The organism is Ralstonia sp. SA306 (genome assembly GCF_054792405.1).
Window position 1 is genome coordinate 1,946,736 of the sequence record NZ_CP096451.1, and the last position, 19,870, is coordinate 1,966,605.

At 61.9% G+C, this 19,870-nt stretch carries 19 protein-coding genes and 3 tRNA genes; 2 read left to right on the forward strand and 20 right to left on the reverse strand.

Annotation, left to right across the window (positions count from 1 at the left end):
• Window positions 1-233: 233 nt before the first annotated feature.
• From M1D44_RS09315 to uvrC, 5 genes are all read right to left on the reverse strand, one after another.
• Window positions 234-307 (reverse strand) — tRNA-Cys (locus tag M1D44_RS09315).
• A 92-nt stretch (window positions 308-399) separates the two neighbouring features.
• A tRNA-Gly gene (locus M1D44_RS09320) sits at window positions 400-475 on the reverse strand.
• A 53-nt stretch (window positions 476-528) separates the two neighbouring features.
• Window positions 529-604: transfer RNA gene (locus M1D44_RS09325), tRNA-Gly, on the reverse strand.
• 135 nt (window positions 605-739) lie between these two features.
• Window positions 740-1,315, reverse strand: coding sequence for a CDP-diacylglycerol--glycerol-3-phosphate 3-phosphatidyltransferase (pgsA, locus tag M1D44_RS09330; RefSeq protein WP_004635606.1), 576 nt, complete (start codon window positions 1,313-1,315; stop codon window positions 740-742).
• A 67-nt stretch (window positions 1,316-1,382) separates the two neighbouring features.
• Window positions 1,383-3,356, reverse strand: a complete 1,974-nt coding sequence (gene uvrC, locus M1D44_RS09335) for an excinuclease ABC subunit UvrC (RefSeq protein WP_024976092.1) — start codon at window positions 3,354-3,356, stop codon at window positions 1,383-1,385.
• Window positions 3,357-3,447: 91 nt separating this feature from the next.
• Between uvrC and earP the strand changes: the two genes are divergently transcribed.
• Both earP and efp read left to right on the forward strand, forming a co-directional pair.
• On the forward strand, window positions 3,448-4,641 hold the full coding sequence (gene earP, locus M1D44_RS09340; protein WP_024976093.1) for an elongation factor P maturation arginine rhamnosyltransferase EarP: 1,194 nt from the start codon (window positions 3,448-3,450) through the stop codon (window positions 4,639-4,641).
• Between the two features lie 122 nt (window positions 4,642-4,763).
• Entirely contained in the window at window positions 4,764-5,333 is a 570-nt protein-coding gene (gene efp, locus M1D44_RS09345; RefSeq protein WP_024542043.1) for an elongation factor P, read from the forward strand.
• Window positions 5,334-5,409: 76 nt separating this feature from the next.
• On the opposite strand, the gene nagZ is transcribed toward efp, so the two are convergent.
• The 15 genes from nagZ to fabF all read right to left on the reverse strand — a co-directional run bounded on the left by nagZ (window position 5,410) and on the right by fabF (window position 19,774).
• Window positions 5,410-6,459 (reverse strand): beta-N-acetylhexosaminidase, encoded by a 1,050-nt coding sequence (gene nagZ / locus M1D44_RS09350; RefSeq protein ID WP_316853359.1) that lies wholly within the window; start codon window positions 6,457-6,459, stop codon window positions 5,410-5,412.
• Window positions 6,456-6,896 (reverse strand): holo-ACP synthase, encoded by a 441-nt coding sequence (acpS, locus tag M1D44_RS09355; RefSeq protein ID WP_316853358.1) that lies wholly within the window; start codon window positions 6,894-6,896, stop codon window positions 6,456-6,458. The genes nagZ and acpS overlap by 4 nt, the downstream gene beginning before the upstream one ends.
• The gene (gene pdxJ / locus M1D44_RS09360; RefSeq protein ID WP_316853357.1) at window positions 6,893-7,684 is read right to left on the reverse strand and encodes a pyridoxine 5'-phosphate synthase; all 792 of its coding nucleotides are present in this window, start codon (window positions 7,682-7,684) and stop codon (window positions 6,893-6,895) included. The genes acpS and pdxJ overlap by 4 nt, the downstream gene beginning before the upstream one ends.
• On the reverse strand, window positions 7,681-8,502 hold the full coding sequence (gene recO, locus M1D44_RS09365; protein WP_112185268.1) for a DNA repair protein RecO: 822 nt from the start codon (window positions 8,500-8,502) through the stop codon (window positions 7,681-7,683). The genes pdxJ and recO overlap by 4 nt, the downstream gene beginning before the upstream one ends.
• Window positions 8,503-8,533: 31 nt before the next feature.
• Window positions 8,534-9,472 carry a GTPase Era gene (era, locus tag M1D44_RS09370; RefSeq protein WP_316853356.1) on the reverse strand — a complete coding sequence of 313 codons (939 nt, stop codon included), beginning with the start codon at window positions 9,470-9,472 and terminating at the stop codon, window positions 8,534-8,536.
• A gap of 8 nt (window positions 9,473-9,480) precedes the next feature.
• The gene (rnc, locus tag M1D44_RS09375) at window positions 9,481-10,251 is read right to left on the reverse strand and encodes a ribonuclease III (RefSeq protein ID WP_024976097.1); all 771 of its coding nucleotides are present in this window, start codon (window positions 10,249-10,251) and stop codon (window positions 9,481-9,483) included.
• A 1-nt stretch (window position 10,252) separates the two neighbouring features.
• Window positions 10,253-10,621: a DUF4845 domain-containing protein gene (locus M1D44_RS09380; RefSeq protein WP_024976098.1), complete on the reverse strand. Its 369-nt coding sequence runs from the start codon at window positions 10,619-10,621 to the stop codon at window positions 10,253-10,255.
• 62 nt (window positions 10,622-10,683) lie between these two features.
• Complete coding sequence (lepB, locus tag M1D44_RS09385; protein WP_316853355.1) at window positions 10,684-11,577, reverse strand: signal peptidase I; 894 nt, start codon at window positions 11,575-11,577, stop codon at window positions 10,684-10,686.
• Between the two features lie 30 nt (window positions 11,578-11,607).
• Window positions 11,608-13,407, reverse strand: coding sequence for a translation elongation factor 4 (gene lepA, locus M1D44_RS09390; protein WP_024976100.1), 1,800 nt, complete (start codon window positions 13,405-13,407; stop codon window positions 11,608-11,610).
• A 174-nt stretch (window positions 13,408-13,581) separates the two neighbouring features.
• Window positions 13,582-13,902 (reverse strand): glutaredoxin family protein, encoded by a 321-nt coding sequence (locus tag M1D44_RS09395; protein ID WP_024976101.1) that lies wholly within the window; start codon window positions 13,900-13,902, stop codon window positions 13,582-13,584.
• On the reverse strand, window positions 13,899-15,410 hold the full coding sequence (locus M1D44_RS09400) for a DegQ family serine endoprotease (protein WP_316853354.1): 1,512 nt from the start codon (window positions 15,408-15,410) through the stop codon (window positions 13,899-13,901). The genes M1D44_RS09395 and M1D44_RS09400 overlap by 4 nt, the downstream gene beginning before the upstream one ends.
• Before the next feature lie 85 nt (window positions 15,411-15,495).
• On the reverse strand, window positions 15,496-16,590 hold the full coding sequence (locus M1D44_RS09405; RefSeq protein ID WP_024976103.1) for a MucB/RseB C-terminal domain-containing protein: 1,095 nt from the start codon (window positions 16,588-16,590) through the stop codon (window positions 15,496-15,498).
• An 11-nt stretch (window positions 16,591-16,601) separates the two neighbouring features.
• Window positions 16,602-17,234: a sigma-E factor negative regulatory protein gene (locus tag M1D44_RS09410; RefSeq protein WP_024976104.1), complete on the reverse strand. Its 633-nt coding sequence runs from the start codon at window positions 17,232-17,234 to the stop codon at window positions 16,602-16,604.
• A gap of 107 nt (window positions 17,235-17,341) precedes the next feature.
• A complete protein-coding gene (rpoE, locus tag M1D44_RS09415; protein ID WP_004635646.1) occupies window positions 17,342-17,941 on the reverse strand; it encodes an RNA polymerase sigma factor RpoE in 600 nt (199 codons plus the stop codon).
• A gap of 600 nt (window positions 17,942-18,541) precedes the next feature.
• Window positions 18,542-19,774 (reverse strand): beta-ketoacyl-ACP synthase II, encoded by a 1,233-nt coding sequence (gene fabF, locus M1D44_RS09420; RefSeq protein ID WP_112185271.1) that lies wholly within the window; start codon window positions 19,772-19,774, stop codon window positions 18,542-18,544.
• Window positions 19,775-19,870: the final 96 nt, after the last annotated feature.

The following is a 19,870-nucleotide window of genomic DNA, read 5'->3' on the forward strand; positions in this document are numbered from 1 at the left end:
ATATGGTTTCAAATTAAAACCACTTGAGTCTAGGCAACCCAGTTTTTTCATGCAACCACTTAACCGAGGGGGGGGGATTGGCTGGCGATGCCGTCTGGCTCTGCGCCAACGCCGCGGTGACGCACTGTCCAAACTGAGGAATGCAGGACGGAGACGTTAAGCCGAAGCACGCGCATCGCGCACGGTGCAAAAACAAAAAGCCCCGAACCAGTCGGGGCTTTTTTCTTGCATTCTGGAGGCGGAGGCCGGAATCGAACCGGCGTACACGGCTTTGCAGGCCGCTGCATAACCACTTTGCTACCCCGCCAGGGGCTCAGCACCGCATTGTAGCAATTCGTGAAGAACCGCGTGCTTGCCGTGCCGATAAAGAAAAAGGGAAGCAAGGCTTCCCTTCGGGATTGGAGCGGGAAACGAGGCTCGAACTCGCGACCTCAACCTTGGCAAGGTTGCGCTCTACCAACTGAGCTATTCCCGCGTAACCGGTTATGCCGCCGTGCCATCACATCAACACGGCCACACATTTCAAACTGGAGCGGGAAACGAGGCTCGAACTCGCGACCTCAACCTTGGCAAGGTTGCGCTCTACCAACTGAGCTATTCCCGCATTTTGGCTATCAGCACTGCCGTACAACCTTTGTGCTGCCAGACCGTTTGCGTCACATCACTGCAACGCGAGAACGAAATTATGGCAAAGAAAGCTCGTCCTCGTCAACAGTTTTGCGCAAGAGTTTTTACAGGCTCATTTTGCGCGCTCGCGAATCTGTGGCCAGGCGAGCTTCATGTAGTACGCCATCGACCACAGCGTGAGCACCGCCGCCACGTAAATCAGCCACGTGCCCCACACCTGCGCATCGATCATGCCGAACAGGCGACCCTCGAACAGCAGCAACGGAATCGCGATCATCTGGAAGGTCGTCTTCAGCTTGCCGAGGAAGTTGACGGCCACGCTCTTCGACGCGCCAATTTGCGCCATCCACTCACGCAGGGCAGAGATGGTGATCTCACGGCCAATGATGACGAGTGCGATGACGTCGGACACGCGGCCCAATGACAGCAGCACCAGCAGCGCGGCGGCCACCATCAGCTTGTCGGCCACCGGATCGAGGAAGGCTCCGAAAGCAGAGGTCTGGTTCCAGCGGCGGGCAAGAAAGCCGTCGAACCAATCAGTGAGGCTTGCAACGATGAAGAACACCGCAGCCGTCAGGTTCTTGGCGGGCAGTGCCATCCAGGTGTCCGGCACGTAGAACACGCCCACCACCAGCGGGATCATGGCCACACGCAACCAGGTCAGGAGGATCGGGAAGTTGAAAGGCATGGCAAATCGAGAGGACAACCGCCGCGCAAGCGCAAACCAACGCGACAAGATGGGGCATTGTCGCCGATCAATGCAACTGACGGTAGATTTCTTCGGCCAGAGTCTGCGAGATACCTTCCACCGTGGCGAGTTCGTCGACGCTTGCGGCCATCACGCCACGCAGGCCACCAAAGCGCGCCAGCAAACGCTGCCGGCGCTTGGCGCCTATGCCTTCGATCTCTTCCAGCCGCGACGTATTGCGCGCCTTGGCCCGCTTGGCACGCATGCCGGTGATGGCAAAGCGGTGCGCTTCGTCGCGAATCTGCGCGACGAGCATCAGTGCGGCGCTGCCCTGCCCCAACTCCAGTGACGGACGGCCATCGGCGAAGATGAGCGTTTCCAGGCCGACCTTGCGCCCCTCTCCCTTGGCCACGCCGACGAGCAATCCAATATCCAGCCCCAGCTCCTCAAAGACCTGGCGCGCGACTTCCACCTGCCCCTTGCCGCCGTCGATCAGCACAATGCCGGGCATGTTCGGGGTGTCTTCGCCAGCCTGCTCGACGATCTTTTGATAGCGGCGTGTGAGGACTTGCCGCATGGCCGCGTAGTCGTCGCCCGGGGTGATGTCCTGAATGTTGTACCGGCGGTACTCGCTGTTTTGCATGGCGTGGCTGTGGAAAACCACGCACGAGGCTTGCGTGGCCTCACCGGCGGTGTGGCTGATGTCGAAGCACTCGACGCGCAGCGCGGCCAGGTCTTCGAGGTCAATGCCGATGGTCTCGGCCAGCGCGAGTGTGCGGGCCTGCTGGCTGCCTTGCTCGGAAAGCCGGCGCATCAGCGACAGCTCGGCGCCCTTCTCCGCCATCTCCAGCCACGCGCGGCGCCCGCCCTGTGGCTGGCGCACAACCGAAACGCGACGCCCGGCCTGCTCGGCCAACGTGTCGATCAACTCGGTTGCGTGAATCTGATGACTGACCACCAACACTGGCGGCACAAACTGATCGAGATAGTGCTGCGCAACGAAGGCTTCGAGGATGTCGCTGGCCATGCGTTCGGCATCGCGTGCTATCTCTGCGGCAGCCTCACCGTCGGCTTCGACATCCACGCCGACAATGGCGGCGCCCTCTTCCACGTGCGTGGGGAAGTAAGCCTTGTCACCCAGATGGCGCCCGCCGCGCACCATCGCGAGGTTCACGCAGGCGTGGCCGCCCTTGATGGCAACCGCCAGGATGTCGATGTCGCTGGCATGGCCGACTTCTTCCACCGACTGCTGCTTGAGCACCGTCGACAATGCGCCGATCTGGTCTCGCACGATGGCGGCTTGCTCGAACTCCAGCGACTCGGCGTAGCGCTGCATCTTGTCCTGCAGCGTCTGCATGACTTCGTCCTGACGGCCTTGCAGGAAACCGGCCGCGTTGGCGACGTCGCGTGCGTAATCCTCTGCGCTGATCGCCTGTACACACGGGCCGCTGCAGCGATGGATCTGATGCAGCAGGCACGGCCGCGTGCGGTTGTTGAAGACCGTGTCTTCGCACGTGCGGAGTTGGAACACCTTCTGCAGAATCTGCATGCTCTCGCGCACGGCATGCGCACTCGGGAATGGGCCGAAATACTGATGCCTGCGGTCGGTCGCGCCGCGGTAATACGCCATGCGCGGATACGCGTGCTGCGTGAGCTTCAGATACGGATACGACTTATCGTCGCGAAACAGGATGTTGTAGCGCGGCGCCAGCGCCTTGATGAGGTTGTTCTCGAGCAGCAGCGCTTCGGCCTCGCTGCGCACGACCGTGGTATCGATGCGCGCGATCTTCGCCACCATCATCGCGATGCGCGGCGAAAGCAGCGTTTTGTTGAAGTAGCTCGACACGCGCTTCTTGAGGTCGCGTGCCTTGCCCACATAGAGCACGTTGCCCTGCGCATCAAAGTAGCGATACACGCCCGGCAGGTTCGGCAGGCGCGCGATGTGCGCTTTAGCGTCGAACTCGGGCACGTTTGCAGGCGCGCTGGGCTTGACGCTCTCGGGCGTCTCGGAGGGCTGGGGTTGCGTGGGGTCGGACGACATGGCGTTCGCTGGATCAGAGGCCGTCAGTGTAGAACAAGCCGCCGACTACAATGTCGGCCCATCTTCTTCGCTGTCCGGCTAGCCTTCCTGCATGCGCACCATCACATCCTGGGATCTCTTCTGCCGCGTCGTCGACAACTACGGCGACATTGGCGTCTGCTGGCGACTGGCTCGCCAGCTTGTGCAGGAGCACGGGCACACCGTCCGCCTGTGGGTCGACGACCTTCGCTCATTCGAAAAGATCTGCCCCACTGTTGACGCAAAGGCCGATGCGCAGCGCGTCTCGGGCGTGGACATTCGCCACTGGGTTGACGATGCGCAGGCCGCCAGCCTGCTCGCTGCCGACGCGCACCCCGCGCTGCACGACGTGGTGATCGGCGCCTTCGCATGCGCCGTCCCCGAGCCCATGCTGAAGCTCATGGCCGAGCGGGCATCCCAAGGATCGGCGCCGGTTTGGATCAACCTCGAATACCTGAGCGCCGAGAACTGGGTCTCCGAGCATCACGCGATGCAGTCGCCACATATGCGGCTGCCGCTCGTCAAACACTTCTTTTTCCCCGGCTTCGCCCGCAACACCGGCGGCGTCCTGCGGGAATCGCATCTGGGCGCCCAACGCAAGACGTTCGAGGCGAGCCCCGCCGCCCACCAGGCGTTGTGGCACCGGCTTGGCGTCGACGACCTGATGCGCGACAGCCCTGACGCCCTGCGCGTGAGCCTGTTCGCCTATGCCAACCCGGCACTGCCAACGCTGGTCGCTCAATGGGAGGCGTCGCCCCAGCCGGTGATTTGCCTAGTCCCGGAAGGCTTGGCCGCCCAGCAGATCGCCGAGCTGTTGGGTGACGCCCGTGGCGCCAAGACGGGCGCCCGCTGGACGCGCGGCAACCTGAGCGCGGCGGTCGTGCCGTTCGTGCCACAGGAGCACTACGACCCGCTGCTCTGGGCGTGCGACATCAATTTCGTGCGCGGAGAAGACTCATTCGTGCGCGCCCAATGGGCGCTGAAGCCCTTTGTCTGGCACATCTATCCTCAAAGCGACGAGGTGCACCTCACGAAGCTGGACGCCTTTCTGGCGCGCTATACCACCGCCCTGGCAGAGGCCGACGCCAAGGCGCTCGTCGCCTTCTGGCACGCCTGGAATGGTGCGCCCGCATCACTCAACTGGGCGCACTTTGCAGCTACGGCGGCGCGCCTGCGCGCACGGGCCGTCACCTGGGAACAAAGCTTGATGCAACTAGGCGATCTCGCCGCGAATTTGGTGGCATTTTGCCAAAAACAGGTAAAATAGCGGGCTGATCTGTATGCGACCCCCGGCTCTGACCTGGTTCGCGCGGCCCGGAGGGTATCGCGCGGTGCTTCGTTGCTTGGCGCGCATCGAACCCTCTTACTCTCAGGAAATGTGAAATGGCTTTGAAAATCGCGCAGGAACTCCGCGCTGGCAACGTGTTCATGATCGGCAACGACGCAATGGTCGTTCTCAAGACCGAGTACAGCCGTTCGGGCCGTTCGGGCGCCGTCGTCAAGATGAAGTACAAGAACCTGCTGACGGGCGCAGGCGGCGAGTCGGTGTTCAACGCCGACGACAAGATGGACCAAGTCATCCTCGAGAAGAAGGAAGCCGAGTACTCCTACTTCGACGGCACGATGTACGTGTTCATGGACCCGGTCACCTACGAACAGTACAACGTTGAGCCGGCCGCCATGGGCAGCGCGCTGAACTACCTGCAAGACGGCATGAAGGTCGAAGTGACGTTCTACAACGAGAACGCCATCTCGGTGGAACTGCCGACGACGGTTGTCCGCGAAATCGTCTACACCGAACCGGCCGTCAAGGGCGACACGTCGTCGGGCAAGGTTCTGAAGGCGGCTCGCATCAACGACAATGAAGAATTCACGATCATGGTCCCGCTGTTCTGCAACATCGGCGAGAAGATCGAAATCGACACGCGTACCGACGAGTACCGCAGCCGCGCCAAGTAAGCTGGCGTCGCAGTAAGAAGAAAGGCTCCCTCGGGAGCCTTTTTCTTTTGCGATCAATCTTCTTGGCGTTTGGACGCTACTTGATGAGTTTCGCCTCGCGCAACGTACGCAGCGCCTGCTTGTAAGCCGATTGCTGCTGCAGCTTCGCCCAGTCCTTCACGGCGCGACCACCAAACAACCGCCGCACGCGCCGCTGCGACGCCTTGCCCATCGGCACATCCAACTCGCCGAGCAGTTGATCGGCCTTTTCCGGCGCATTGCAGATCAGCACCATGTCGCAGCCGGCCGTGAGCGCCGCTCGTGCGCCATCGACGACCGTGCCGGCAACGCTCGCGCCTTCCATGCTCAGGTCATCACTGAAGATCACGCCGTCGAAGTTGAAATGCGCGCGCAGCATGTCCTGCAGCCAGAAGCGAGAGAAGCCCGCCGGATTCGGATCGACCGCCGAGTAAATCACGTGCGCCGGCATCACTGACTGCAGGCCGATTCCCATCCACCCGTAGGGCTGCGCGTCGTCAGCGAGGATAGCCTCCAGCGGGCGCTCGTCCACCGGCACGGCGATGTGCGAATCAGCCTGGACGTAGCCGTGGCCGGGGAAATGCTTGCCGCAGTTCGACATGCCGGCTAGGCGCAGGCCCAGTGTCAGGTGGTTGGCCAGCATCGTTACCACGCGCGGGTCGCGATGGAACGCGCGATCGCCGATCACGCTGCTGCTACCGTAGTCGAGATCGAGCACGGGCGTGAAGCTCAGGTCGATATCGCACGCGCGCAGTTCGGCGGCCAGCACGTAGCCGCAAGCCGTGGCAACGCGCGTCGCGGCCAGCACGTCGGTGTCCCAGAGCTTGCCCAGCGCGCCCATGGCGGGTAGATGCGTGAAACCGTCGGTCTTGGCGCGCTGCACGCGACCGCCTTCGTGGTCGATGCAAATCAGCACGTCGCTGCGAATCGCGCGAATGGCCTGCGTGAGCGCCGTCAATTGCGCGCGCGATTCAAAGTTGCGCGCAAACAGGATCACGCCGCCCGTCAGCGGATGGGCAATGCGTCGAACATCGTCGGGGCCGAGTTCCAGGCCGGCAACATCCAGAACGATCGGGCCGGGGTGCTTCTGCTTCTTGGTTTGAGTCATGCGGAGGATTTCGTTTGCAACTCGGCAACGGCGAAGGCGACTGCATAGTCGCGTTCGTCCGTCACACTGATCTGGATATGAAGGCCGTGCTGCGTGATCCAGTCGGCCAGTTCGCCGCTATAGCGCACCACAGGTTGGCCGGATGGCAAGTTCAGCGTCTGTAACGCCCGCCACGTCATCGGCCAGCGCATTCCCAGGCCGATGGCCTTGGACACGGCTTCCTTGGCGGCAAAACGCGTGGCAAGGAACGCAAGGCCACGCCGCTCGGAGCGCGCCTTCCGGGCATGGTAGACACGCAGCTCATCGGGCCCGAGCACCTTTTCGGCAAAGCGGCCGTTAGTCCGCTGCATCACGCCTTCGACGCGCTCGATCTGGATGATGTCGGTGCCGATGCCGTAAATCGCACCGGACGCCGCGGCGGCGGCGCGTTCGTTCATACGGGCACGCCCGGGTGTGCGGCCGCCGGCGTGGTGGACGACAGCCGCGCCGCGACCATGATCGCCTTCATCTCGCGCACCGCGTTCTGCCAACCGGCAAACACCGCGTGCGCAACGACGGCGTGGCCGATGTTGAGTTCGTGAATGCCAGCGATGGCCGCAATCGGCTGCACGTTCGTGTAGTGGAGGCCGTGGCCTGCGTTCACGCGCACGCCCCAGCGGATACCTTCTTCCACCGCGGTTTCGATGCGAACGAGCTCTGCCCGGAGCTCGGCGTCGTCCGTAGCTTCGGCATAGCGGCCCGTGTGTAATTCGATGATGGGCGCGCCGGCAGCGGCCGCCGCCTCGATCTGTGCCGCATCCGGATCGATGAACAGCGACACGCGGATGCCCGCATCGGCCAGTTGCTTGCAAGCGGCTTGCACCTTGGCGAAACCACCCACCACGTCCAAGCCGCCTTCGGTGGTGACTTCCTGGCGGCGCTCGGGCACGAGGCAGACATCCTGCGGGCCGATGTCGCACGCGATGTCGAGCATCTCCTGCGTGACGGCGCACTCCAGGTTCATGCGCGTGCGCAGTTGCGGCCGCAGCGCGCGTACGTCGGCGTCCTTGATGTGGCGACGATCTTCGCGCAGATGCAGGGTGATGAGGTCGGCGCCGGCTTCTTCAGCCAACAGCGCCGCGGCGATCGGGTCCGGGTAAGTGGTACCGCGCGCGTTGCGCAGCGTGGCGACGTGGTCGATGTTGATGCCCAGGTCGATGATTCCCGGCGAGGCATGAAAGATCATAGTTTCTGCAAGTCGATCAGGATCTGGCGCGTCGAAAGCGGCGTGCCGTGCAAATGATAATGCAGCAGGAAACGCATCAGGCTGCGGCTTTGCTGCGCGGTCGTTGGGCGTGACGCGTAATCGTCATGTTCCATGTCGATCAGCGTCTGGCCCCGCAAAACAGGCCAGGACGATGGATCGCTCGGCAGCGTCCGTCGGATGCCGCGCTCCGGGTGATAGACATATTCGGCGTCGGCTTGCACCGGCTCACCGTCGATGCAGCGGTCGAGCCGTGCAGCGAAGCCAGTCTCACGTAGCAGCACACGTTCGAACGCGCGTAGCGTGAAGGCCGCGGGTTCACCATGAGCAAGCTTGTTGAGCGTTTCGACGTAGTGTGAGAACAGTACCGGGTGGCCGTCTTCGCGGGCGACGAACTTGACGAGCAGTTCGTTCAGATAGAAACCGGATAGCAGCCCCTCCCCGCCCAACGGCAGCATGCCGCCGACCCACTCGGCACGGGTCAGCGTGCGCACATCACCTCGCCCGCTCCAGGAAAGCGACAGCGGCTGAAATGTCTGCAGCACCGCGCGCAGGGCCGAATGCGGTCGCTTCGCCCCCTTGGCGACCAGCGCCATGCGCCCATAGTCCGGCGTGAATACGTCGATGATGAGGCTGGTTTCCCGATACGGATAACTGTGCAGCACGAAGGCCGGCTGCGCAGCAACGCGTGTTTCGGAACGCCCGGCAGGAAAGCTCTTGCGCGGCGCGGCGCCGGCTACGCTTTCCTCGGCGAGCCATTCCGCGGCCTCGTCCGGAATCGGATCGGATCGTCCCGCCATCGAGCGTGTGTAGAGTGGCCCGGCTGAGTGGTTACTCGTAGCCGTAGGCGCGCAGGCCGGCTTCGTTGTCGGCCCAACCGCTCTTGACCTTGATCCAGACCTCCAGATACACCTTGCCGTCGAACAGTTTTTCCATGTCCATGCGGGCTTCAGTGGAGATCTGCTTGAGCTTGGCACCCTTCGCGCCAATGATCATCGCCTTGTGCGCGTCGCGGTCAACCAAGATGGTCACGAATACGCGGCGCAGGCGGCCTTCGGTCTCGAATTTGTCGACGATGACGGTGCTGGAATACGGCAATTCGTCGCCAGTCCAGCGGAAGACCTTCTCGCGAACAATTTCTGCGGCCAGGAAGCGCTCGCTGCGATCGGTCAGCGCTTCCGGGTCGTACATCGGTTCGCCTTCCGGCAGGTACGGGCGCACGATGCCGAGCAAGCGGTCGATGTCGTCGCGGTTCTTGGCCGACATCGGCACGATTTCGGCAAACGGAAACACCTGTGCCATGTCCTGCAGGAACACGGCGACCATCTCGGCGCGCGTGTACGCGTCGAGCCGATCGACCTTGTTGACAATCAGGATCACGGGCGTCTCGCGCGGCAGCAGCGAGAGCACCTTCTCGTCGTCCTGGCCATAGCGGCCCGCTTCAACCACGAACAACACGGCATCCACCGACGTAAGCGTGGAGGTGACTGCGCGGTTCAGCGAGCGGTTCAGCGCCGTGGCGTGGCGTGTCTGAAAGCCCGGCGTATCGACGAAGACGAACTGGGCGTCATCGGTCGTCTGAATGCCAGTGATGCGGTGGCGCGTGGTCTGCGCCTTGCGCGATGTGATGCTGACTTTCTGGCCCACCAGGGCATTCATCAGCGTGGATTTGCCGACGTTCGGCCGCCCAACAATGGCGACCATGCCGCAGCGGAACCCCTCCGGCACACCAGATTCTGGCTGCGGAGGTTGCAATGGGGTGTCGCTCATTTATCTGATCATTCCTTCAACCTGAGAGACAACTGCGGATCGGGCGGCGTAGCCTGCTTGCGCGTCTTGCCGGTGCGCTCGGCGCGGCTGCGCTTGACGAGCTGCGGCACTAGGCGATGCGCTTCATCCAGGGCCAGCTTGGCCGCCGATTGCTCGGCCGCGCGCCGCGATGCCCCGCTGCCAGAGACGCGAATCTCCAGCTTCGGGATCGAGCACTCGACCTCGAACTGCTGATTATGCGCCGCGCCGTGGGTAGCAACCACCGTGTACAGCGGCAACGCAATCTTGTGACCTTGGAGGTACTCCTGCAACAGCGTCTTGGCGTCCTTGCCGAGCGTGCGCGGGTCGACCTGTTCAAGGATCGGGATATAGAGTTTGCGGATCAGGGTGCGGGCAGCATCGAAGCCGCCGTCGAGGAACACCGCCCCGAAAATCGCTTCGAGCGCATCAGCCAGGATCGAAGGCCGGCGGAAACCACCGCTCTTCAATTCACCTTCGCCCAAACGTAGGGCATCGGGCAACAGCAACATCTGCGCAATCTCGTACAGCGCCTGCTGCTTGACCAGATTGGCCCGCACGCGCGAGAGATCGCCCTCATCCAACTTGCCGAACATGCCGTAGAGCATGTCGGCGACGGCGCAATTCAGGATTGAATCGCCAAGAAATTCCAGGCGCTCGTTGTGCATCGCGCTGTGGCTGCGATGGGTGAGCGCCTGCTGCAGCAACTCCGGTTTGCTGAAGCGGTAGCCAAGACGTTGCTGTAGTGCATCCAAACTCATGTCAACGCTGGGTCCCCGAATAGGTGATCACCAGACCGATGGGGCCATACAACGGGATATCTCGCTTATAGGAGAAACGCACTGCCTGGATGGAACCACTGCCATCCAGCACTTCCAGATCTTCACCCTTGATCGACGTGATGTCGTCGATCGCGGCTTGCTTGTCAAAGGCGTTGGCCACTTCTTCGCGCGTGCTTGCACGTTCACGCGCCTGCTTCACGGCGCGCGTGATGGCTTGATATTCCATCAGGCTTGGGACGGACCGAATAGCCGGCAGCACAAACGTGATCAGCACAATGATGCCGATCAGGATGCCGAACATCGTAATCCCGCGCGACGGGCGTTTCAGACCGGCCTGACGAATCCGCATTGCATTTCCCCCGTTGTGCAATTGCCGAGTTTCAATAAGAGATTTTTGCATCACTTACCGGATCAATGGAAAGCACCGATCCGCTTCAGGTCACCCAGGTTCATCCAGATGAAGAACGCTTTCCCGACGATGTTCTTGTCCGGCACGAAACCCCAGTAACGGGAGTCCGCACTGTTGTCGCGATTATCGCCCATCATGAAATAGTGACCTGCAGGTACCTTGCAGGTGAAACCCGTCTGATTGTAAGTGCAGTTTTCGCGGAACGGAAAATCGTCCGGACCGGAGACATAAGCGGGGCGGTCGGCGTCGTTCAGGATGTTGTGCGTGACGTTGCCGAACGTCTCCTGATACTGCTTCGAGTACGTCAAGCGCTCGCCATCGAGGTAATCGGACTGCGGTGCGTAGGTGGCCGGTTGGCCATTCACGGTCAGGCGCTTGTTGTCGTACTTCACCACGTCGCCGGGCACGCCGATCACGCGCTTGATGTAGTCCATCGACTCGTCTTTCGGATAGCGAAAGACCATCACGTCGCCGCGTTGCGGCTGATTCAACTCGACGATCTTCTTGTTCACGATGGGCAAACGAATGCCATACGTGTACTTGTTGACGAGGATGAAATCACCGATCTGCAGCGTGGGAATCATCGAGCCCGACGGAATCTTGAACGGCTCGATCACGAACGAGCGCAGCAGGAACACTGCGGCGATGACCGGGAAGAAACTGGCCGTGTACTCCAGCCACCAGGGCTGGCGCAGCTTGTCTTCAGCCAGTTGCAGACGCGCGGCACCGATGTCGCCACCGCCGCCGTACTGCGCTTGCGCCTGCGCACGCGCGTCGAATTCAGCCAGTGCCGCGGCCGCAGCCGCCTGACGCTGGCGCTGGAACACGAGCTTGTCAGCCACCCACGCAATACCGGTGAGGACGACGAGAACAAACAGAATCAGGGCGAAGTTCATGGATGAGAGATCGTCCGAGCGATGTCTGGATTATTTTTCTTCGACGCGCAGGATGGCCAGGAAGGCCTCTTGCGGAATTTCAACGGTACCAACCTGCTTCATGCGCTTCTTGCCCTCTTTCTGCTTTTCGAGAAGCTTCTTCTTGCGCGAGATATCACCGCCATAGCACTTGGCCAGCACGTTTTTGCGCAGCGCCTTGACGTTTTCGCGAGCGATCACATTGGCGCCAATGGCTGCCTGGATTGCCACGTCGTACATCTGGCGCGGAATGATCTCGCGCATCTTGGCGGCCACTTCACGGCCACGGTACGTACTGTTTGAACGGTGGACGATGATGGACAGCGCATCGACCTTGTCGCCGTTGATCAGGATGTCGACCTTGACCACGTCCGACACGCGGTACTCCTTGAACTCGTAATCCATCGACGCATAACCGCGCGAAACGGATTTCAGCCGGTCGAAGAAGTCCAGCACGATCTCGCCCATCGGGATCTCATACGTCAGCTGAACTTGGCGGCCGTGGTAGCTCATGTTGATCTGTGAGCCGCGCTTCTGCTCGCACAACGTAATCACGGCGCCCACGTAATCCTGCGGCATGTACAGATTGACCGTGACGATCGGTTCGAGAATCGCCTCGATCTTGCTCGGGTCCGCGGGCATCTTGGCGGGGTTTTCCACCTGCATCATCGTGCCGTCGCGCAGTTGCACCTGATAGACCACCGTCGGCGCGGTGGTGATCAGATCCATGTCGAATTCGCGCTCCAGGCGCTCCTGCACGATCTCCATGTGCAACAGACCAAGGAAGCCACAGCGGAAGCCGAAGCCCAGCGCCTGCGACACTTCCGGCTCGTACTGCAGCGAGGCGTCGTTGAGCTTGAGCTTTTCCAGCGATTCACGCAGCGCTTCGTACTGGTTGGCTTCCACCGGATACAGGCCGGCAAACACCTGCGGCTTGACTTCCTTGAAGCCCGGCAGCGGCGCCTCGGCCTTGCGCGGTGCAACGTGGGTGATGGTGTCACCCACCTTGGCGGCCTTCAGTTCCTTGATGCCGGCGATGACAAAGCCCACCTGCCCCGCGGACAGCGATTCGCGCGGCACCGACTTCGGCGAGAACACGCCCACCTGTTCCACCAAGTGCTGCGCACCGGTTGCCATCAGCAGGATTTTATCTTTGGCGCGCAGCGTGCCGTTCACCACGCGCACCAGCATCACCACACCGACATAGTTGTCGAACCACGAGTCGATAATGAGCGCTTGCAGCGGCGCGGCCGGGTCACCCTTGGGCGCTGGCACCTTGGCAATCAGCGCTTCCAGTACGTCGGCCACGCCTACGCCGGTCTTGGCGGAGCAGCGCGTCGCGTCTGTCGCGTCGATGCCGATCACGTCTTCGATTTCCTGGATCGCGTTGTCCGGATCGGCCGCAGGCAAGTCGATTTTGTTGAGCACCGGCACCACTTCCACACCCAGCTCGATGGCGGTGTAACAGTTGGCAACGGTTTGCGCCTCCACGCCTTGGGAAGCATCGACCACCAGCAGAGCACCTTCGCACGCGGATAGCGAGCGACTGACTTCGTAGCTGAAGTCGACGTGTCCCGGGGTGTCGATCAGGTTGAGGTTATAGACCTTGCCGTCCCGTGCTTTGTAGGACAACGCGGCGGTCTGCGCCTTGATGGTAATGCCGCGTTCCTTCTCGATGTCCATCGAGTCCAGTACTTGGGCTTCCATCTCGCGGTCGGAGAGCCCGCCACACAACTGGATGATGCGATCGGCCAGCGTCGATTTGCCGTGGTCGATGTGGGCGATGATCGAGAAATTGCGGATATTGTCCATCGAATGCGTCGAAAAGCGCCCATCCCGGGCGCGTCTGCCGGGAGCGCGAGGCGGTTCCGGCATGGCCGGCGCACATTGGCTGCGCTGGCGGGAGGTATTGGATTCCAAGCCGAACTTGCGACACAGAAATCGTGCAATGCAAAAATCGGCGCTAACAGGCGATTTTACCGGATTTCAGGGGGCTTCCCGCGCCTCTTTTTGCGGCAGGGGCGCTGTGTCAGGCGCGCGCGCCGTCTGCGCTGCAAGCCATGCCTGCACGGCAGGCACATCGAGAAAGTAGTGACACAACTCCCGCACGTCTTGGGGCGAGGCTGCCGGGCCCCCGGTCATCAGTACGGGCACCAACTCGTCAAACCGCGCTTCCAGCGCCGGATCGCTGTCGACGTCCACTTCGTGCAGCACAAAAGAAAAACCGCGCCGGAGCGGCTCCAGCGCGTTCTTCATGTCGTCGCACAAGTGGCAGTACGTGCGTCCGTAGAGCGTCAGCTCGATCACTGGCCGCTACCCGAACGGGCCGCGCTCGGGCGCAGTGTCACCACCTGGGTCGCATCGCCACGGCGTACAAACACGGCAACCATGCGGTTTTTGTCGAGCTTGGCGACCACCTCGTTGAACTGCTTGGCGTTGGAGACGTCGGTATCGCCCACGCGCAGAATGAGATCACCCGGTCGAATGCCGACGCGCGCCGCCGGCCCTTCAGAGACCTGCACTTCAACGCCACTCTTGGTCTTGAACTCGCGACGCGCGCCGTCAGACAAGTCAGCCACCACCAGCCCCAGCGCATTCGGCTTGCCCGGACCCTGCTGGCTGTTATCAGGCTGCGCGCCCTTGGCGCGCTGCGCCACCTTGGTGTCGGCCTGCAACTCGGCGACCGTCACGGTCAGATCGCGCGTTGCGCCCTTGCGCCAGACCTGCACGGTAGCGCGCGCCCCCGGCTTGGTTTCGCCGACTTGGCGCTGCAGGTCACCCGCCCTCTCGACATCGCGGCCGTTGTACTTCAAGACGATGTCACCGGCCTCGATGCCGGCCTTGTCCGCCGGACCGCCCGATTCGACATTGCCAACATAGGCGCCACGCGCACGGCCCAGACCCAGCGACTCCGCTGCATCCTTCGGCACGTTGTCGATTGCCACACCGATGCGGCCGCGTGTCACGCGCCCCGTCGCCTTCAACTGCTCAGCCACACGCATCGCCTCGTCGATCGGAATCGAGAACGAGATGCCCATGTAGCCGCCGCTTTGGCTGTAGATCTGGTTGTTGATGCCGATCACCTCGCCGCGCAGGTTGATCAACGGGCCGCCCGAGTTGCCGGGGTTGACGGCTACGTCGGATTGGATGAACGGCAGGTAGTCGCCCGTATCGCGCCCCTTGGCCGACACAATGCCTGCAGTCACCGTATTGTCCAGCCCAAACGGGGAACCGATTGCGAGCACCCACTCGCCTACGCGCACCTTGTCAGAATCGCCGAGCTTCAGGCTAGGCAGAGCACTCGCCTCGACCTTGACGAGCGCAACGTCGGTACGCTTGTCCAGGCCGATCAGCTTGGCCTTGTACTCGCGCTTGTCGATCAGCGTGACATAGATGGTTTCCGCGCCTTCCACCACATGCGCGTTGGTCAGGATGTAGCCGTCGCCTGAAATGATGAAGCCGGAACCGACACCGCGGCTCTGCTCCTCTTCCTGTTGCGGCGGCGCGTTGCGGCGCTTCTGGCCCTGCCCCGGCATGCCCGGCATCGGTACACCGAAGAAGCGGCGGAAGAACTCGGCCATGTCGTCATCGTTCGGACCACCCTGCTGCATACGGACCTTTTCGGTCGTGCGGATGTTGACGACAGCGGGGCTCACCTTCTCGACCAGATCGGCAAAATCAGGCAAACCATACGTGCCCGTGGCCACGCTACCCGTGGCGTTCTGTGCGTGGGCCGGCGCCAGCGCGCTCCCAACCGCCACAGCGGCGGCAACGCACAGCAGACGCAAGGCGTGAACGGATCGAGCGGTACGCATGAAAGCTCCCCGGAACAAGAACAGATAGAGAATTGGCACTGCGCGACCACGTCGCGCACCCAAGATAGATGCCGGCTTGTGGCTATTACGGCGCGCTGGCCGGCTTGTTGGCCGCGTTGGCGGACACCGGCTTGTAGTCGACTGCTGCGCCAAACTGCTTGATGGTAGCAAACGGGACTTCGCCCACGACCGTCAGCCAGAAATCGGCAACACGTCGCACCATCACATGCGTAGCGCCTTGTGAGATGAAGCCTTCGCGGCGCGTGCGCTTTTCCGATACCGGCTCGATAAAGAGCGACAGCCCTGCCAACCCGTCGCTAAACACGACCTGCTGGACCTCGAAACCGGAACTGTTCTTGCCGGCTGGCGCAATGTCGCCCAGCGGACGGCGCACCTCACGGATCTTCTGGAAGCCCTTGACAGGGTTGCCGATCGTCCAGCCTTGCTCGGCCAGGTTAGTCGGCTGGGTCACAATCTCGTACTGATTCCAGCCGTTCAGGTTCTTGAGCGCAGTGACGATCTTCTGCTTTTCCGACGGCACACCCAACTCTACTTGCGAAAAGGCAACCTGCTCAAGCACCTTGCCGTCTTCACCGATAGTCTGGGCGCGCATCAACAAACCACTGTTGCGCTCCGCCCAGATTCGGTAGGCATAACGGTAGCCGTCCTTCGGATCGAGTTGGAAGACTTCACAATCCATGCCCGCGACGCGCTCGGTCGGCAGGTGGCGCATGTCGTACTGATCAAGCACATCGCCATTGGTGGTGGCGAGCAGTGCGGGGAAGCTGTCCTTGTGCTCCTGCTTCTCCGTCACAACGAGTTTGACGTCGTAAATCAGGTTCCGGACGACGTCATTCTGGCGCAGCATTTCGCGCTGCTTGCCGTCCAGCGCCTCGACGCGCTCGTATTCGTTGTTGAAGAGATCAGCGTAATGCTGGATGCGGGTGGAGTGCATGCCGGTGCCACGCTGATAGGTGAGCGTACCGACATAGTTCTGCTTAAGCGCTGCGCGATGGATTTTGGCCAGCCAGGAGGCGGCCTCCTTGCGCGGCATCGGATCGGGCTGCGGCTGGGCGGCTGTTGCCAGCGCCGAAACACACAGAAGGAGAAAAACCGACCGACGAACGGCCTGCAGCTTGCGGGCGCCTGCCCCGGCAACGGGGTGCCACACCTTCGACATGGATGCCCGCATTATTCCTGATTGGAGTCCTGGGTGTTCGCCACCCCATTGGCCACTGCACGCAGATAGGGAACCACCATGCCGTTGGTCGCTGATTGCCGGTGGGCACTCAGGTATTCGTCCAGACGGGCATCGCGGATCATCGGCGTATTGTCAGTTGCCGCCACGGTCAGCGCCTGCGCGCCAGCACCTTGCGTCGCTTTGGCGACCAATGCTGGGGAGCCGTCAGCGCCATCGGCAGGACCGCGCAGTTGCGGCACGACAACCCAGCTAACAGCTGCCACCGCCGCCGCCACGGCGGTCGTAGGCACGATCCGGCGGACCCAAGCAGGACTGACCAGGAAGCGGTGCCTCTCTTGGGTTTTCGCACGCTGCGCTACTGCCGGCACCAGCAAGTGAGGCTCGGCGTCGAGCTTGGCCGAGAACCGGCTGAGGAAATCTTCAGAGGAACGCGTGTTCAGCAGATCTTCCGACCGGAGCACGTCGCCGATCAGTTGATATTCGCGCCAATGTGCTGCGCCCTCGCCATCCTTGGCGACTTCCACGGCAGACGACACCTCGTGCGCTGCGACTTCACCGTCCATCAAGGCAGAGATGCGTTGTGCGAACTCCGCTTCTGCCGTTTGCAATTGAGCCTGACCCATTTCCCGACCCCAAAAACTCCAACGTCCAATCAACGATCCGAGAGAAGACTTCCCGAGGTTTCACCGTTTGCAGCCGCATGCGGCCGCCGGCTTGTCATATCGGCTGGCTACCACCGTTTGCCCTCCACTGTTCCCAGCAGGGGGCGCAATTTCTCGGCAATCGCCTCGCGCGCCCGGAAGATGCGGGACCGGACCGTGCCGATCGGGCATTCCATCGCTTCAGCGATTTCCTCATAGCTCAGACCCTCGATCTCCCGGAGCGTGATTGCGGTACGCAATTCTTCGGGCAGCGCTTCCATTGCACGGTTGACCGTTTCGGCCACCTGCTTGGTGTGCAGCATGGAGTCCGGCGTATTGATATCCCTTAGTAGCTCACCGTCGGCAAAAGTTTCAGCCTCTTCGGTGTCGATGTCGCTGGACGATTCCGGGCGCCGCCCCTGAGTCGCCAGGTAATTCTTGGCCGTGTTGACGGCGATGCGATACAGCCACGTATAGAACGCGGATTCCCCCCGAAATTGGGGCAACGCACGGTAGGCCTTGATAAAGGCATCCTGTGCCACATCCTCGACTTCGGCCGGGTCACGGATCAGGCGCGAGACGAGCCGGATGATCTTCCGGTGATACTTGACCACCAGCAGTTCAAACGCTCGCTTGTCGCCTTGCTGGACGCGCTCGACGAGGATCTGGTCGGCTTCGCGTTCGCTCACGGATTCTTCACCTGCAGTGTATCGCCTTGAATTTTTGTGACTTGGAAACGTTGTATTTTACCTACGACACACCGGACACCTGGGAAACCACTCGCGGAGGCCCCAAGCGCAACAGACTTCGCATACGACGTAGCGTCCCGGCGGAAAACCACGGCGGCATCAGCACAAAAATCTGTGGACACCACCCACGCCGCGCGACCCCCAGGACCAAGACGCGCTCACCGAGCGCCCATGACCATAACAGAGCCGCATTTTGGACAGCTTCTGGTGCTTTCAATCGGACCTGCCACGCGGCTTGGCCGGGCTCTCCGTCTTCTTTGAGACGAGCGCGCCACATCAGTTCCATAGCAAGCGGCGAACGGTTCACCATCAAAGGAAGGCAGGCAACCATCGTCAACCCGCTGATGATGCCCCAAGTCACCGACGGCAACATGGCACCCCACGTTTTGATCGCCCAGAACACAACGGCGCAGACAAGGGCGACAATGCCGAATCGGCTGATCGCGCACAACCGCCGATACAGCGCCGGAAAAACAATGTGCTGGACAACCAAGGCAAGAACGAAGCAGCACGCGCCGTGAGGCTACGTGCCGCTCTGCCTTACGGGCGCTTAAACACCAGCGTACCGTTCGTCCCGCCGAAGCCGAAGTTGTTCTTCACGGCCACGTCGATCTTCATGTCACGCGCGGTGTTGGCGCAGTAATCGAGATCGCACTCGGGATCCTGGTTGAAGATGTTGATGGTCGGCGGCGACACCTGATTGTGCAGCGCCAGCACCGTGAACACCGACTCCAGACCGCCCGCGCCGCCCAACAAGTGGCCGGTCATGGACTTGGTGGAGTTCACGACGACCTTGCTGGCATGATCGCCAAAAGCCGCCTTGATGGCTTCGGACTCGTTCTTGTCGCCCAGTGGCGTGGAGGTGCCGTGCGCATTCAGGTACTGGATCTGATCTGCGTTCATGCCGGCATCGCGCAGCGCGTTGAGCATGCAACGACGCGGGCCGTCCATGTTCGGCGCCGTCATGTGGAATGCGTCGCCGCTCATGCCGAAGCCTGCGACTTCCGCGTAGATCCTGGCGCCGCGCGCCTTGGCCGACTCGTACTCTTCCAGCACCATCACGCCCGCACCTTCGCCCAGGACGAAGCCATCGCGGTCCTTGTCCCAGGGGCGCGACGCGGTGGCCGGATCCTCGTTGCGCGTGGACAGTGCGCGGGCGGCGGCAAAGCCACCGATGCCCAGCGGCGACACGGTCGATTCAGCACCGCCCGCAACCATCGCGTCGGCATCGCCCGCCTGGATCAGGCGCGCAGCCAGACCAATGCTGTGCAGACCAGTCGTGCAAGCCGTGACGGCTGCCAAGTTCGGGCCTTTCAAGCCGAACATGATGCTTAGATGGCCGGAGATCATGTTGATGATCGAACCCGGCACAAAGAACGGCGAAATCCGGCGCGGCCCGCGATCGACGTAGGTCTGGTGCGTATCTTCGATCATCGGCAGACCGCCGATACCGGAACCGACCAGTACACCGATGCGCTCTGCATTGGCTTCGGTGACTTCCAGCCCGCTGTCCTTCAGCGCTTGCACGCCGGCAGCGATGCCGTAATGGATGAAGGTATCCATGTTGCGGGCTTCCTTCGCCGGGATGTAATCCTCGGCGTTGAAACCCTTCACCTCGCCAGCGAAATGCACGGCCAGGTTCGACGGATCGAATTTGGTGATGGTGGCGATCCCGGACTTGCCGGCGACCAGATTGGCCCACCCCTCGGCGACCGAGTTCCCTACCGGAGAGACCAGCCCCAGGCCGGTTACTACTACGCGACGACGGCTCACTATGCTTTCCTGCAACTCTGTATCAGCGACAAAGGCCACAGAAAACGCGCCACCCGGTCAAGCCGGACAACCGCCCTTTCTGTGGCCCGCGATGTC